The 15,082-nt window shown below is 47.9% G+C and carries 17 protein-coding genes and 1 CRISPR repeat array (1 of these 18 only partly in view); of the genes, 8 read left to right on the top strand and 9 right to left on the bottom strand.

Annotated elements, in window-relative coordinates; genetic code table 11:
• Window positions 1-420: a YqaA family protein gene (locus B0681_RS08795; protein ID WP_078318358.1), complete on the bottom strand. Its 420-nt coding sequence runs from the start codon at window positions 418-420 to the stop codon at window positions 1-3.
• A 94-nt stretch (window positions 421-514) separates the two neighbouring features.
• Here B0681_RS08795 and B0681_RS08790 point away from each other — a divergent pair, with 94 nt between their 5' ends.
• Together B0681_RS08790 and B0681_RS08785 are read left to right on the top strand one after the other, a co-directional pair.
• Window positions 515-2,347 carry an ABC transporter ATP-binding protein gene (locus B0681_RS08790; protein ID WP_078318357.1) on the top strand — a complete coding sequence of 611 codons (1,833 nt, stop codon included), beginning with the start codon at window positions 515-517 and terminating at the stop codon, window positions 2,345-2,347.
• Between the two features lie 165 nt (window positions 2,348-2,512).
• Window positions 2,513-2,899: a YgiW/YdeI family stress tolerance OB fold protein gene (locus B0681_RS08785; RefSeq protein WP_078318356.1), complete on the top strand. Its 387-nt coding sequence runs from the start codon at window positions 2,513-2,515 to the stop codon at window positions 2,897-2,899.
• A gap of 115 nt (window positions 2,900-3,014) precedes the next feature.
• Here the strand turns inward: B0681_RS08785 and B0681_RS08780 are convergent, their stop codons facing one another.
• Together B0681_RS08780 and B0681_RS08775 are read right to left on the bottom strand one after the other, a co-directional pair.
• Window positions 3,015-3,497 (bottom strand): acyl-CoA thioesterase, encoded by a 483-nt coding sequence (locus tag B0681_RS08780; RefSeq protein ID WP_078318355.1) that lies wholly within the window; start codon window positions 3,495-3,497, stop codon window positions 3,015-3,017.
• 60 nt (window positions 3,498-3,557) lie between these two features.
• On the bottom strand, window positions 3,558-3,845 hold the full coding sequence (locus tag B0681_RS08775) for an oxidative damage protection protein (protein ID WP_078318354.1): 288 nt from the start codon (window positions 3,843-3,845) through the stop codon (window positions 3,558-3,560).
• 130 nt (window positions 3,846-3,975) lie between these two features.
• Between B0681_RS08775 and B0681_RS08770 the strand changes: the two genes are divergently transcribed.
• The 4 genes from B0681_RS08770 to nqrM all read left to right on the top strand — a co-directional run bounded on the left by B0681_RS08770 (window position 3,976) and on the right by nqrM (window position 7,717).
• Entirely contained in the window at window positions 3,976-4,554 is a 579-nt protein-coding gene (locus tag B0681_RS08770) for a cob(I)yrinic acid a,c-diamide adenosyltransferase (protein ID WP_078318353.1), read from the top strand.
• 91 nt (window positions 4,555-4,645) lie between these two features.
• Window positions 4,646-5,176 (top strand): nucleotide exchange factor GrpE, encoded by a 531-nt coding sequence (gene grpE, locus B0681_RS08765; protein WP_078318352.1) that lies wholly within the window; start codon window positions 4,646-4,648, stop codon window positions 5,174-5,176.
• A gap of 201 nt (window positions 5,177-5,377) precedes the next feature.
• Complete coding sequence (dnaK, locus tag B0681_RS08760; protein ID WP_078318351.1) at window positions 5,378-7,288, top strand: molecular chaperone DnaK; 1,911 nt, start codon at window positions 5,378-5,380, stop codon at window positions 7,286-7,288.
• Window positions 7,289-7,462: 174 nt separating this feature from the next.
• Window positions 7,463-7,717 carry a (Na+)-NQR maturation NqrM gene (gene nqrM, locus B0681_RS08755; protein ID WP_078318350.1) on the top strand — a complete coding sequence of 85 codons (255 nt, stop codon included), beginning with the start codon at window positions 7,463-7,465 and terminating at the stop codon, window positions 7,715-7,717.
• 52 nt (window positions 7,718-7,769) lie between these two features.
• Here nqrM and rlmB read toward each other — a convergent pair whose 3' ends face one another.
• From rlmB to hemC, 3 genes are read right to left on the bottom strand one after another with little or no spacing between them, the layout of a single operon-like run.
• The gene (gene rlmB, locus B0681_RS08750; RefSeq protein ID WP_078318349.1) at window positions 7,770-8,627 is read right to left on the bottom strand and encodes a 23S rRNA (guanosine(2251)-2'-O)-methyltransferase RlmB; all 858 of its coding nucleotides are present in this window, start codon (window positions 8,625-8,627) and stop codon (window positions 7,770-7,772) included.
• Window positions 8,628-8,630: 3 nt separating this feature from the next.
• Window positions 8,631-9,431 carry a uroporphyrinogen-III synthase gene (locus B0681_RS08745; protein WP_078318348.1) on the bottom strand — a complete coding sequence of 267 codons (801 nt, stop codon included), beginning with the start codon at window positions 9,429-9,431 and terminating at the stop codon, window positions 8,631-8,633.
• Window positions 9,432-9,436: 5 nt separating this feature from the next.
• Entirely contained in the window at window positions 9,437-10,402 is a 966-nt protein-coding gene (gene hemC / locus B0681_RS08740) for a hydroxymethylbilane synthase (RefSeq protein WP_078318347.1), read from the bottom strand.
• A 150-nt stretch (window positions 10,403-10,552) separates the two neighbouring features.
• Here hemC and argH point away from each other — a divergent pair, with 150 nt between their 5' ends.
• A complete protein-coding gene (gene argH / locus B0681_RS08735) occupies window positions 10,553-11,935 on the top strand; it encodes an argininosuccinate lyase (protein ID WP_078318346.1) in 1,383 nt (460 codons plus the stop codon).
• A 163-nt stretch (window positions 11,936-12,098) separates the two neighbouring features.
• On the opposite strand, the gene B0681_RS08730 is transcribed toward argH, so the two are convergent.
• From B0681_RS08730 to B0681_RS08720, 3 genes are all read right to left on the bottom strand, one after another.
• Window positions 12,099-12,668, bottom strand: coding sequence for a helix-turn-helix domain-containing protein (locus B0681_RS08730; protein WP_158077931.1), 570 nt, complete (start codon window positions 12,666-12,668; stop codon window positions 12,099-12,101).
• Between the two features lie 207 nt (window positions 12,669-12,875).
• A complete protein-coding gene (locus B0681_RS08725) occupies window positions 12,876-13,079 on the bottom strand; it encodes a helix-turn-helix domain-containing protein (RefSeq protein ID WP_078318344.1) in 204 nt (67 codons plus the stop codon).
• A gap of 36 nt (window positions 13,080-13,115) precedes the next feature.
• Complete coding sequence (locus B0681_RS08720; protein ID WP_078318343.1) at window positions 13,116-13,523, bottom strand: hypothetical protein; 408 nt, start codon at window positions 13,521-13,523, stop codon at window positions 13,116-13,118.
• Between the two features lie 290 nt (window positions 13,524-13,813).
• Between B0681_RS08720 and B0681_RS08715 the strand changes: the two genes are divergently transcribed.
• The gene (locus B0681_RS08715; RefSeq protein ID WP_078318342.1) at window positions 13,814-14,431 is read left to right on the top strand and encodes a hypothetical protein; all 618 of its coding nucleotides are present in this window, start codon (window positions 13,814-13,816) and stop codon (window positions 14,429-14,431) included.
• 32 nt (window positions 14,432-14,463) lie between these two features.
• Window positions 14,464-15,082: a CRISPR direct-repeat array (repeat unit 28 nt; unit sequence TTTCTAAGCGACCTATGCGGTCGTGAAG); it runs 2,049 nt beyond the window's last position.

Here is a 15,082-nt window from a genome sequence, read left to right as displayed (position 1 = left end):
CTACATGGCACCAAGCCAAATCAGATAAAGTGCGGCATAACGAGCGGTTTTGGCAATACTCACGAGCAGTAAAAATCGCCAAAACCGCTCACGCATCACCCCTGCAATCAGTGTCAATGGGTCGCCGATGATGGGTAGCCAACTAAGCAATAGCGAGTACACGCCATAGCGATGATAGTGGCGTTCAGCTTTGGTGATTTGCTCAGGTTTAAATGGGAAATAGCGATGCTGGGAAAAACGATGGATATTTAACCCAAGCCAAAAATTCACACACGACCCCAACACATTGCCGACGCTTGCCACGCCAATCAACACCCACGCAGGGTGGCTACCGAGCAAATAGAACAGTAGTGCTTCAGACTGTGCAGGTAGCAGCGTTGCTGCCAAAAATGCTGCTAAGAATAGATTAAGATACGCCATCGGCTCATCGTGTGAGAAGAATACACCAATTATAACATTATCACAGCGCTGTTTTTGTTATAATAATCCGTTTATAAAAAAACAGCGTGAAACCATGTCCTTATTTTCTTATTTTGAAAAGCGTCTCGATTCTTTCCCAGATATTACCCTGCCTAAGACCACAGGCTCATTGGCATCGTTCATCTATGCCTGTACGACGGGCTTTCGTGGTTGGTTGGTGCTATTTACCTTATTGACAGCACTGTCGGGGCTGTATTGGGCGTTTGTCTATGCATGGGTGGGGCAGATCATCGACTGGATGAGTGTGTATAGCCCAAGCCAGTTGTGGGCGGACAAAAAAACCGCATTGATCACCATGATCGCCATCAGTGTCTTTGTACCTGTGGTGATGCTGTTTGAGACGACGGTGCATCATCAGGTACTACAAGGCGTGGCGCCGATGCGATTGCGATGGATATTTCATCAGCACATGCTTGGCCAGTCGATGCAGTTTTATCAAGAAGAATTTTCGGGGCGAGTGTCTGCCAAGGTGATGCAGACGGCACTGGCGGTGCGTGATGTGGTGATGACGCTGATCGGCGTGTTTGTGTTTATCATCACTTTTTTGGTGGGCTCGGGGGCGGTGCTGGTGAGTCTGCATCCGTTATTGGCGATTCCGTTTGTGCTATGGGTGCTGATGGTGAGCGGACTGCTGATTTTTTTGTTGCCCAGACTTCAGCATACCGCTCGAGTGCAGGCTGATGCTCGTGCGATGATGACGGGACGTATCACTGATGCCTATGCCAATATCGGTACGGTCAAGCTGTTTAGCCACGCGCGTCGTGAGTCGGCCTATGCCAAAGAAGCGATGACGCACTTTTTAGGTACGGTGCATCAGCAGATGCGCTTGGTGAGTGTGCTTGAGATCTTGGTGTCGAGCATTGCTTTGGTGACGGTGACAGGCTCGGTGGCGATGGGTGTGTATCTATGGATGCAAGGCTTGGTCGGTGCTGGTGCGGTGGCGGTCGCAGGGGCTTTGGCGATTCGCTTGCAGGGCTTGACGCATTGGGTGTTGTGGGAGACGGCGTCTTTATTTGAAAATCTCGGCACAGTCCAAGATGGCATGAAAACCTTGACCACGCCGCATGCTGTCGTGGATCGATCTGATGCCAAAGTGTTTCATGTGAAACAGGGGGATATTCATTTTGAGTCGGTGTCATTTGATTATGGCAAAGCCAATACTGAGCTATTAAAAGACTTTGAGCTGCACATCCAAGCAGGCGAGAAAGTGGGCTTGGTCGGCCGCTCGGGTGCAGGCAAATCGACACTGGTGAATCTGCTATTAAGATTTTATGACATCAAAAGCGGTCGCATCACCATCGATGATCAAGACATCAGCCAGATGACCCAAGAATCCCTGCGCCAGCATATCGGCATGGTCACCCAAGACACAAGCCTACTGCATCGCACGGTGCGAGAGAACATTGCCTACGGCAAGCCAGATGCCACAGATGACGAGATCATTGAGGCGGCCAAAGCGGCGCACGCGTGGGAATTTATCCAAAATCTACAAGACAAGCACGGCAATACTGGCCTTGATACCCAAGTCGGTGAACGCGGTGTCAAGCTGTCAGGCGGTCAGCGTCAGCGCATCGCCATCGCTCGAGTGATGCTCAAAAACGCACCGATTTTGTTACTTGATGAAGCGACCAGTGCGCTTGACAGTGAGGTCGAACACGCCATCACCCAAAGTCTAGATGAGATGATGGCAGGCAAGACAGTGATCGCCATCGCCCACAGACTTTCGACGATCGCGTCGATGGATCGACTGGTGGTGATGGATGGTGGGCAGATCGTTGAGATGGGCAGTCATGATGAGCTGATCGCCAAAGGCGGGGTGTATGCATCCTTATGGGCGCGCCAAAGTGGTGGGTTTTTGGGTGAATAGTCAGCCTTATATAATTGATTAAAATCAAATGCTTATAAATTTTTTTGTAAATTTTACATTTTGGTGATGTCGCTTAAGGTTCGCTTAAGGTTGTTATGGTTTAATATGTCTTAAGCGGCAATCATTGCCTAATTCAAATCCACTTTTTATTTATGGAGTGCTAAGATGAAAGTTCAAACACTACAAAAAATCGCCATCACCTCGGCAGCAGCAGTTGTATTGAGTGCTTGTGCAGCCAATGCCACCACCGCAGCGCCTGCACCTGCCTCTGGTGCAAAAGCTGTCTCTGGCGTCAATGGCAGCAGCACCGTGGCACAAGCCAAGACTTTGCGTGATGATGCGAAAGTCAGCCTAACTGGCAAGCTGGTACGCTTTGTTGGCAATGAAAAATTTGAGCTGCAAGATCGCACTGGCACCATCATCGTTGAGATCGATGACGACTATTACCACAACCCACAAGAGCTGGTCGGTAAAACCGTCACTGTACATGGTGAGGTCGATCGTGACAGCCGCAAGCTTGAGATTGATGCCAATCATGTGCAGCTGCATTGATTAAGACTGTGATGGCAAAAGGCTCGTTTGGCGCCATCACGATATTCACAAAAAAACCCTGCTGATCGCTGTCGGCAGGGTTTTTTTTTGGGTCTTGGGCTAAAGAATCATGCCATCAAGCAGCATCAAACTGGCGACCTTCGAATTTTTCGATGATGGCGCGCTCTTCATTAAGCCAAGGCATTTTGGCCATTTGACTGTTGGTGCGGACGATCACTGCCTCACCTGTAGTGACGATGGCTTTTTGAGACTGGCTGTACATTACATATTCATGCACCAAACTGGTATTGCCCAGATGCTTGATTCGCACCGCGATGAGCAGCGTGTCTGGATAGGTCACAGGGCGGCGATACTGCATACTGGAGCTGGCCAAAATCGTCAGCAGATCTTCTCGAGCATGCATCAACCCGAGCGCTCGCATGTAGCTGATGCGTGCCGATTCAGCATAGCGATAATAGGCGACATTATTCACATGATTAAAGCCATCCATCTCACCCCATGCCACAGGTTGCACATGTACCACAGGGTAGTCTTTTAGGGCATCGGGTCGGGCGTCGCCTGTCAAGACAGGCTCAAAAATATCTTCAACTTTTAGCATAAAGCATCCTTACTGATCAATTCATAAAGCGCCAATATGGATCAGCGCATGGTGAAACGGCTAGGCTTTTGGCGTGTATCCTGCTGGCTTTTCATAATCGCCATTATCCAAAAACTTCTCTCGCTGCTCGGTCAAAAACTGCTTGGCATGAGGGTCGATCATGCTTAAGTGCTTTTCGTTAATCAGCATGGTCTGTAGCTCAATCCATTCATTCCATGCTTTGGCAGAGACGGTGTTTTGGATTTCTTGACCTTTGGCATTGGGAAAAGGAGGATTTGGCAGCTTTGGCAGATTTTCTTTATATTTACGGCAAAATACCATATGATCGGCTGGGTTAAAGGTTTGCATAATGAGTCTCGGTTTTCGATTGATACGAAGGATTATAACAAAAATTATGGCGCTTGTACCGCCTCTTGCGTTTTTGATCGTCAAAAATGCTATGATAAAGCAGTTTTGCCACTCTTTATAAGGATCAAAAATGGGAAATCGTTTATCAAAAATCACCACACGCACAGGCGATGATGGCAGCACAGGTTTGGGTGATGGTAGTCGTTTATCCAAGGCCGATCTGCGCTTTGATGCGATGGGCATCATCGATGGCCTAAATGCGCACATCGGGCTGCTACAGGCGCAGCTGATGGCCAAGCTGCCAGAGCTGTGCCAAGAGCTTGGGATCATTCAGCATCAATTATTTAACATCGGCGGCGAGATCGCACTGCCCAATCACGCCCAAATCGGCTATATCGCCATCACAGATGACGCCATCGCCACGCTCGAGCGACAGATTGACGCACACAATGCCACTTTGCCATATCTAAAAGAATTCATTCTGCCAGCAGGCTCGATCGCCACCGCACAGGCGCACATCGCACGCAGCGTCTGTCGCGATGCTGAGCGGCTGCTGATCCGCTTACATGAGCGCGATGCCAACATCAGTCTTGCGGTGCGACAGTACCTCAATCGACTGTCGGATTATCTGTTTGTGCTGGCGCGCGTGGTGGCACGCAGCGATGGCGGCAGTGAAGTGCTGTGGCAAAAAGCCAGTGATGGCAGCTGATGCGATAAATTTTAGTTTAACACTTGAAAAATTCTGCCTTTACCATTATCAAGGTAGGGATTTTATTTTATGTTTAATTTTTGGGGTAATTATGACCGAGCAAACCAACAACGACATCTTGGATGATAGCGTAGAAACCACCGAGCAAGCGACCGAGCTTGACGAAGTCGCGACACTAAAAGCCACCATCAGCGAGCTTGAAGCACAAGTCAAAGATGCCAAAGAAGTCGCCGCACGCGCCAATGCCGAATCCTACAACGCCCAGCGTCGTATGGAACAAGAAACGGACAAGGCAAAAAAATACGCCCTACAAAAATTCGCCAAAGAACTACTTGATGTCGTCGATAACCTTGAGCGTGCCATCGACGCAAGCGAAAAAGCAGGCGCTGATGACAGCACCCTTGAAGGGCTAAAACTGACCCACAAATCACTGCTTACCGTCCTTGAAAAAAATGGCGTGGTCGCAGTCGGTCAAGTTGGTGATGCTTTCAACCCTGATATTCACGAAGCTGTCGGCATCTTCCCTGATGCCGAAAAAGACACCATCGGTCAAGTGCTCCAAAAAGGCTATACGCTCAACGAACGCACTCTACGCCCTGCGATGGTGCTTGTTGGTGGCTAATGCGTTGACTTGGGATTTATTGAATGATTTCAATGGCTTAAAAGTCAAAAATTTTTGAAAAATTTTCAATTTTCTCCCTTGAAAAGTACAAAATCACACAAATATAGCAGTTAAGCTTGGCAAGATTGTTAAAATAAAATTTTCAACCTTGCCTAATCAGTAAAAATTTTCACATTAAAATATCTAAAATTGGAGTAAACTATGTCTAAAGTAATCGGTATTGACCTAGGTACCACCAACTCATGTGTGGCTGTCCTAGAAGGTGACAAAGTCAAAGTCATCGAAAACGCAGAAGGTGCGCGCACCACGCCGTCTATCGTTGCGTTTAAAGATGGCGAGATCTTGGTCGGTCAAGCAGCCAAGCGCCAAGCGGTCACCAACCCAAAAAACACCCTATTTGCCATCAAGCGTCTGATTGGCCGTCGTTTTGAAGACAAAGAAGTCCAAAAAGACATCTCACTTGTCCCATTCAAAATCGTCAAAGCTGACAATGGTGATGCATGGGTCGAAGCTGGCGACAAAAAACAAGCGCCACCACAAATCAGTGCTGAAGTACTGCGTAAAATGAAAAAGACTGCCGAAGACTATTTGGGCGAGCCTGTGACTGAAGCTGTCGTGACCGTACCTGCGTACTTTAACGATGCACAGCGTCAAGCCACCAAAGATGCGGGTCGTATCGCAGGTCTGGATGTGAAGCGCATCATCAACGAACCAACCGCTGCTGCCCTTGCTTATGGCATGGACAAAAAAGGCGGCGATAAGACCATCGCTGTCTATGACCTAGGTGGTGGTACATTTGACGTGTCAATCATCGAGATTGCTGATGTCGATGGCGAACAACAATTTGAAGTACTGGCAACCAACGGTGACACTCACCTTGGCGGTGAAGACTTTGACTTGGCATTGATTGATTATTTGGTTGAAGAGTTCAAAAAAGAACAAAATGTCAACCTAAAAGGCGACCCACTAGCGATGCAACGCCTAAAAGAAGCTGCCGAAAAAGCCAAAATTGAGCTATCAAGCAGCCAATCAACTGAAGTGAACTTGCCATACATCACCGCTGATGCGACAGGTCCTAAGCACCTTGTCATCACCATTAGCCGTGCCAAGCTTGAGAGCCTAACCGAAGAGATGGTTGCTCGCACGATTTTGCCTTGCAAAACTGCACTAGAAGATGCTGGCCTATCTACCAGCGACATTGATGATGTCATCCTAGTCGGTGGTCAAACTCGTATGCCACTGGTACAACAAAAAGTACAAGAATTCTTTGGCAAAGAGCCACGCAAAGATGTGAACCCTGACGAAGCGGTCGCAATGGGTGCAGCAGTTCAAGGTGCGGTACTGTCAGGCGACAAAAAAGACGTATTGCTACTGGATGTGACCCCGCTCACCCTAGGTATCGAAACCATGGGCGGCGTGATGACTGCGATCATCGAGAAGAACACCATGATTCCAACCAAAAAATCACAAGTGTTCTCAACAGCAGCCGACAACCAACCTGCGGTATCAATCCAAGTGTATCAAGGTGAGCGTAAAATCGCCAACCAAAACAAACTGCTTGGCAACTTTGATTTGACTGACATTCCACCTGCACCACGCGGTGTGCCACAAATCGAAGTCACCTTTGACATCAACGCTGACGGCATCATGAACATCAGCGCCAAAGACAAAGGCACTGGCAAATCACAGTCAATCCAGATCAAAGCCGACTCAGGTCTGTCTGATGCTGAGATCGAAGAGATGATCCGTGCTGCTGAAGCGAATGCTGCTGAAGATGAGAAATTTGCTGCCCTTGCCAATGCTCGTAACGAAGCAGACGGTCGTATCCACGGCGTCCAAAAAGCGATGAAAGACGCTGCAGACAAAGTGACTGATGACGAAAAAGCCGCTGTTGAAGCAGCCATCAGCGCACTAGAGACTGCGACCAAAGAAGATGATGTCGATGACATCAAAGCTAAGCTTGAAGCGCTTGATAATGCCTTCTTGCCAATCGGTCAAAAAATCTACGCCGATGCTGGCGCACAAGGTACAGACGCACAGCCACAGCAAGACGCTAAGCCTGCTGATGATGGCGTGGTCGATGCCGAATACACCGAAGTCAAAGACAAATAATCGACTTTGTCAAAACAATGGCTCATCCCTGCGATGGGCCATTTTTTATAAAAATCATACAAAAACCCAAGATAGCAGCACCAAAAACCGCCATCACTTCGCATAAAAATGCTATAATAGATGCAGTATGCTGTCATTAACAGCGTTTAGATTGATAGTTAAAAGGATAAGACAATGAGCGACATCATTAGCCAATTCATCCCCATTTTTGCGGTGACTTTTGGGGTGTTTATCTTATTTTTCTTATTCATGGGCGTCGGCTACATGGTCAAAAAACAACCACTCAAAGGCTCATGTGGCGGTGTTGCTAATTTGATGGGCGATGAGTACTGCCAATTTTGTGGCAATGATCCGAACAAATGCGAAAACCAAGCCAAGCTCGATGCCGACACCAAGGCCAAAGCCGAAAGCTTGTCAAAGCCTGCTTGATATTCATCAAAAAACCAGCACTATGCTGGTTTTTATTTGCACTGAGAATTGTTTAGCCATGGAGCCGCTGTCTGGCCACTTCATACAGCATCATCCCTGTGGCGACACTGACATTGAGGCTTTGGGGTCGATCGGGTGTATCTGCCATCGGAATATATACCAAAGTGTCGCACAGCTCTTGGGTAAGCCTGCGCATGCCATCACCTTCCGAACCCATGACGATGGCCACTTTTCCCGAAAAATCACAGGCAAAAGCAGGCTTTGCGGTTGCATCGAGTGCGGTACCAAATACAAAAACGCCAGCCTGTTTGAGCCTTTGTAGGGTGCGCGCAAGGTTGGTCACTGACACGACATCGATGACCTCAGACGCGCCCACCGATACTTTGGCAACGGTCGGGGTCATCGGTGCCGATTGATGACGCGGCAAAATCACAGCATCGACGCCCATCGCACATGCTGAGCGCAGGCAGGCACCCAGATTATGCGCATCAGTGATCTGATCAAGTACCAAAAACAGCGCATCAGGCTTGGCCGCCATCGCATCAAGCAGTGCCTCATCAGCCATCGGTGTGGCGCGAGCGGCGGCAACGACACCTTGATGCTGATGGCTGTCACACAGCTCAGCGAGCCGCTCTTTATGTGCAATCTGGATGCTGATGCCAAAAGCATGCGCCGCATCGGCAATCTGTCGATGCTCAGAACTCATCTGGCCATCGTCACGCGCTTGGATAAACAGACTCAGCACATCCTCTGGACGGCGTTTAAGCAGCATGGTGACAGCGTGGATGCCATAAAAATGGGGGTTTTTTGGTTTGGTGGATTTGGCTTTATCAAATCGCGCATCTTTGGCTTTGGTGTGATTCTTAGAAGCACTCTTTGCGGCAGCGGATTTTGGTTTGTTTGGTTTCATAGATTATCTGTCGGGTTGGATGAATAAGGTTTGATGATCTGTGTCAAAAGCTTGGGCGGCATCGATGGCGCGACCGACCGCCTGTGTGGATAAATCATCAATCATGCTGATGATGGCGGTTGGCTCATGTGCACGGATGATACGGGCGAGTCGCTCCCCCAGTGCCAAATAGTGATACCTTGTCTCTGCGTGCGGTAGGCTCGCCCATGCCTGATACGCCATCTCACTACTGATGATGACATGGGCATGGTTAGGCAAGGTGGGTAAGATGGCGGTAAAGTTATCCAACAAATCTGGCGGTGTCGCCCGCTCATACCACTCGATGGCATCGATGTGTACGCCCTTTGCCGTCAGTGTGTCATGTAGCAGTCGTCGCCCACCAATCCCACGCCAAATCAGCACTCGGTCATGTGTGCTCAGGCGTTTAATTTGAGGCAGGGCAAGCATCCCTTCGTTATTGGTAGTCTGTGGCAGGATAACATCAAAGCCATATGCTTGCATCACTTGGGCAGTGGCTGTGCCGACAGCGATGATGGGGGTGTTTGGTTGATGGATTGGTAAGTCTATCTGTTGCGTATGCAGATAATCCAAGGCTCGCCGTGCTGATTCGACACTGGTGATGACCAAGGCATCATACGCCCCTTGACAAAACTGCATCATCATCGCCTGCTCACACTCACTAATCGATAGTGAGCGAATCTCAAGCAGTGGCAAGTCCACCACCGTCACACCCGTCATCTGGCGGATGGCATCGCCCCGATGGGTGGGGCGGGTGTTGATGAGTATTGGCAAAGGGGTTGGCATGGCGATTAGGTGTTATCAGCGGATTGATACACTTCTTTTAAAATCACATCCGCACCTTGGGTGAGTAGCTCACGGGCGATTTGTTCGCCGAGTGCTTCCACCGCTGTGATATTGGCAGTGACATCATCGCCTAGGGTGATGGTATTTTCGGCTTTTAATAATACCTTGCCATCGACAGAGCCGACACGCCCACGCAGTCGTAGTGTATCACCGTCAATGGTTGCAAAGCCTGCGATTGGCACTTGACAGCCGCCTTCAAGTGTACGGTTCATCGCGCGTTCTGCCATCACGCACAGGGCGGTGGCAGTGTCATTGAGCGGTGCTAAGAGCGATAAAATCTTGGCATCATCAGCTCGGCATTCGATAGCAAGCGCCCCTTGACCCACCGCCGGCAACGACAGTGACTCATCCAGCTCATGACGGATGCGAGCATCGAGCCCTAGTCGCTGAAGTCCGCTTGTAGCTAGGATAATGGCATCATACTCACCAGCATCCAGCTTGGCTAGGCGAGTGCCGACATTGCCACGCAGGCTTTTGATGGTCAAATCAGGACGAGCTTGGCGAAGCTGACATTCGCGGCGTAGGCTGGATGTGCCGAGCACCGCACCCTTTGGCAGCTCATCAAGGTGTGCAAACTGATTTGAGACAAAAGCATCACTCGGTGCATGACGCTTGCAATACGCCCCAAGCGTCAAGCCTTCGGGCAGTACCATCGGCACATCTTTGAGCGAGTGCACGGCAATATCGGCACGCCCATCGTACAAAGCCTGCTCAAGCTCTTTGACAAATAGACCTTTGCCACCAATCTTAGCAAGTGGCGTGTCTAAGATTTTATCACCACGAGTCACCATCTCAAGCAGGGTGACACTCATCTGTGGATACAGACGCTCAAGAGCATCTTTGATAAAATTGGCTTGCCATAGTGCCAATGGGCTTTGGCGAGTGGCGATGGTGAGTGTGCGAGTGGTCATGGGCTTATCCAAAATTCCAAAAAATAATCAATAACGCTATTATAAAACCTTTGGGATATAAAAGCCATGCCACACACGGATAATTGATGAATGCGATGGCGAAGATGTGTTATACTTTGGCTAATATTTAAGTCAATCCAAGGATTTATCATGAGTGAACAAACTTCAAGTATGTGGGGCGGTCGTTTTAGTGAAGCGACCGACAGTTTTGTCGCCGAATTTACCGCATCGGTGAATTTTGACAAACGCATGGCAAAACAAGACATCCAAGGCTCTATCGCTCACGCCACCATGCTTGGTCGCTGCGGCATCATCACTATGGACGAAAGCCAAATCATCGTCGATGGACTCAAGCAAGTCCAAGCTGAGATTGATAACGGCAGCTTTGTATGGTCGGTGGCGCTTGAAGATGTGCATATGAATGTCGAGAGCCGTCTGACTGCCATCGTCGGTGATGTCGGCAAAAAACTACACACAGGCCGCAGCCGCAACGACCAAGTAGCGACCGACATTCGCCTATGGCTACGCGATGAGACTGATAATATCTTGGCGCTACTCAAGCGCTTGCAGTCAGGACTACTGGATTTGGCGGAGAAGCACACGACCACCATCATGCCAGGCTTTACCCACTTGCAGACCGCACAGCCTGTGAGCTTCGGTCATCATGTGATGGCATGGTTTGAAATGCTGACCCGTGATAGTGAGCGCTTTACCGACACTCGCCGTCGTATCAATCAGATGCCACTTGGCAGTGCGGCACTGGCAGGCACGACTTATCCGATTGATCGTACGATTACCGCTGAACTCTTGGGCTTTGAAGGCATTTGCCAAAATTCGCTAGACGCTGTCTCTGACCGTGATTTTGCCATTGAATTTACTGCCAATGCATCGATCCTGATGATGCATTTATCTCGTATGAGCGAAGAGATTATCCTGTGGATGAGTGCGCAGTTTGGCTTTGTGGCAGTGCCTGATCGCTTCTGCACAGGCTCATCCATTATGCCACAAAAGAAAAACCCTGATGTGCCTGAGCTTGTGCGTGGCAAGGCGGCTCGTGTGTTTGGTCAGCTCATCACTTTGCTCTCACTTATGAAAAATCAGCCGCTGGCGTACAACAAAGACAACCAAGAAGACAAAGAGCCATTGTTTGACTGTGTGGATACCTTGACGGGCTCACTGCTTGCCTTTGCTGATATGTTGCCAAACCTTGTACCAAATAACGACAATATGCGTGCAGCCACCATGAAAGGCTATGCCACAGCGACCGATTTGGCGGATTATTTGGTCAAAAAAGGCTTGCCGTTCCGTGATGCGCATGAAGTGGTCGGCAAGGCCGTAGCACTAGGCGTCGCCAAAGGTGTGGATTTAAGTGAGCTTAGCCTAGCTGAACTACAAAGCTTTAGCGACTTAATTCATGATGATGTTTTTGAGTGCTTGACGCTAGAAGGCTCGCTAAACGCCCGTGACCATATCGGCGGTACAGCGCCCAATCAAGTCAAGGCGGCGATTGCTCGTGGTCGTGAGCGGATTTAATTTATGACATAGAAATTAAACCGTCATGCGAATGTGTGGCGGTTTATTTTTTTAAAGGGTTGTGTGGGTGTGAAAGACCAAAAAAAGGGGCTGCTAAGTTTTTAAATAACAATCAAGCGACAGCTTTAGATGTATTTGTTATATTAATTTTAAATAATTTTTTTTAAAAATATTGCATTTTTTGCCACTTGGCGTCGGGCATTTCTTGCTCCCCGCTCTCCCACCGTGCCACTTGGCGAAAGCCAGATTTTAGCCCAAATTTTTCGGCAAGCTGGCTTTGGGTCAATCCAAGCTTTTTACGCAGTGCAGCGATATTCTCTGGTGATTTGATCATAGCAACTGTGTCGGACAGCAATAGCTTAATCACTGCCATTAATTCATCATTGTGCATCTGCACAAAATGGCGGTCATCGCTTGGTCTAATCCAGCCGTCTATGCGACTGTTTGATAGCTTAAGCTCGCTTGTTTTGATTTTGTCTTTTAGATCCTTAATATTGATGCCAAGGGTCTGCATGGCTTGGCAAAGCACATCATTAGCGCTAAATACATCATTGCTATCACGCAGCATCATGTGCGGTGCTTTGGCGCTAAGCACGCTCCCATCTTGCACTAGCTCGACTTTTTTGGGCTTGTTGGCGTAGTCACGGCAGACAGCTCGATAATTCGCGTATGCAGTAGCTTTGTCATTGATTGCTTGGCTTGTCGCGCCATCGATGATGATTTTATAAGTCATGATTTTCGCAAATTTAGAGGTTTGCGATAGTGTAGCACAAAAGATCATTTTAAACCGAACTCAAAAGTCATACAACTTTTGAAGGTTATCAGCAAACTATTTTTGAACAACTTCTAGGGGGTGTTAACTGGTATTATGTAAGTGATCGTTGCACAAGTACAGACAGCGCAGTGATCGTGTTTGCAATGCCTGTAGAAGCAATGACGATCATACGATAATATTTGTTTTTTGTAGTTTCAAAGTTTCAGCCATCACTATCTGTGATTTTTTTTGATAAAAATCCAAAAAAATTTGCCACTTTTCGCTCGGCATGTCTTGCTCGCCATTTTCGCACCGCCTTACTTGTCGATTGCCAGCCACGCCCACGATGTCAGCGACTTGTTGCTGAGTCAGCCCCAATTGTGCCCTCATGCTTTTTAGGCCTTGTGCGGTAAAGCCAAGATTTGCCTACTGTGATTTTGCTTGTGCATAGCGTGTCAAAATTGGTGTCAGATACTCAAGCTCATCATTATACATCTGCACAAATCGGCGGTTGTCTTTTGGATAAAACCAGCCATCAATACGACTGTTTGACAGCTCAAGCTCACTATCTTTAATCAGCCATTTGACTTCTGGAAAACTTAAATCTAGCGTCTTAATCAGTGTCATCAAGATATCATTTACCGCGGCACTGTCGGGATGCTCCAGCAGCATCAATCCGCTTGGCTTTTGTTGCAATAGCTCAGCATCGCTATATAGTTGCACATGATTCGGCTTATTTTCAAAAAGCCTAGCTGTTGCACGATACAAAGACCATGCGACAGTTGATTTGTCGGTTTGTTTGACGATGTTGCCGTTAATTTTAATGCTGTACATAATGCGTGGCCAAAGATGATTTGGCTTGATTGTAGCACAAAGTGTTATAGCTTGTGCGCTGATGCTAACTCAATTGTTGACTTGTGGCACCAATCAAATCTGTTGGAATGGCTGACACATCATTGATTTTGGTTTGATGGCTTGTCATTTACAGACTGAAGTAGACGCTATCAAAAAGCCGATGCTTAATAGGGTCTAAGCGACCTGTGTGGTCGTAAAGGGTTCAAATTGGTTGCCTGATTGACAAATTTTGGGTATGATTAATAAAACTGTTGATTAAGAGTCAATTTATGAAATACCCATTGATGCTATCTTTGCTGATCGCTGGTATTTGTCATGCAGAGCCTGTGTCGGTTGACAATAAACCTGCTCAAGTTTCTTATACGGCCAGCATCCCTGAAGATATTGATGTGGTGATCGAAAGCCTAATCAAAAGCTCACAATCACCAATGACGCTTGCGACGCCAGCAACAGTGCTTAATCACGATTGGCAGTACCATCGGATCGATAATGAGTTTGATGATGAGGTTTATAAAACAGCTTTCATCACCTCAACCGACGGCAATGCGATTTTGTCTGTGGGCTATGAAGTCGCAGATGTCAGATATCAAAAACCAATGGCCGTACTGATGCTGTCTGGAGACTATGATCAGGGATCATGGCATCAATTTTCTTGCTTGCCAAGCTGCCCAAGTCTGGATCTGAATATTGATGGCAAAAAACTGCCAAATATCCCAATGGCCATGGTGGACAGCACAAGCATGGAGATAACCAAGCCCAAGCTGATGCTCACCGAGCTTGGGCGCGGCACGATCATTAAAATGCGCATCAAAAACAGCATGGGTCATTTGTATTATACATTTGAACCCAGCGAAACTTTCGATATCAATGAATTAAAAAGACAATAACCAACCGGCCTGCAGATGCAGGGTTTTTTATTTTTCTAAGCGACCTGTGCGGTCGTGAAGGCATTCACCCCGAAGCCAAAATCTGAGAAAAATTTCTAAGCGACCTGTGCGGTCGTGAAGGGCTTAATCACCGTCTGATAATCGCCTGTTTTTTTCTAAGCGACCTGTGCGGTCGTGAAGGTCGTACTGTCAGATACGCCCAAATCCCAATATTTCTAAGCGACCTGTGCGGTCGTGAAGAATCAAGTCTTGTAATCTGCGACAAATCAAATTTTCTAAGCGACCTGTGCGGTCGTGAAGCATCATTGTTCGAACTGATTGATAAGACTTATTTTCTAAGCGACCTGTGCGGTCGTGAAGCCGTGTTATTTATTACAGCAGTTAGTTTTTAATTTCTAAGCGACCTGTGCGGTCGTGAAGCTGGATGATAAATGTGGGGGCAAAGCAGACTTTTTCTAAGCGACCTATGCGGTCGTGAAGCTATTAACGGCTGTTAAACGCGGTGGGCGGACTTTCTAAGCGACCTATGCGGTCGTGAAGGTTTTGATTTCGCTGATGCGATTTTTGACGGCTTTCTAAGCGACCTATGCGGTCGTGAAGAATTATTAATATCTCGCATAACATACGGGCAATTTCTAAGCGACCTATGCG

Source organism: Moraxella porci DSM 25326, from assembly GCF_002014855.1.
GTDB lineage: Bacteria > Pseudomonadota > Gammaproteobacteria > Pseudomonadales > Moraxellaceae > Moraxella > Moraxella porci.
The sequence above is the reverse complement of the archived record's forward strand: the minus strand, read 5'-3'. Positions and strand labels throughout refer to the sequence as shown.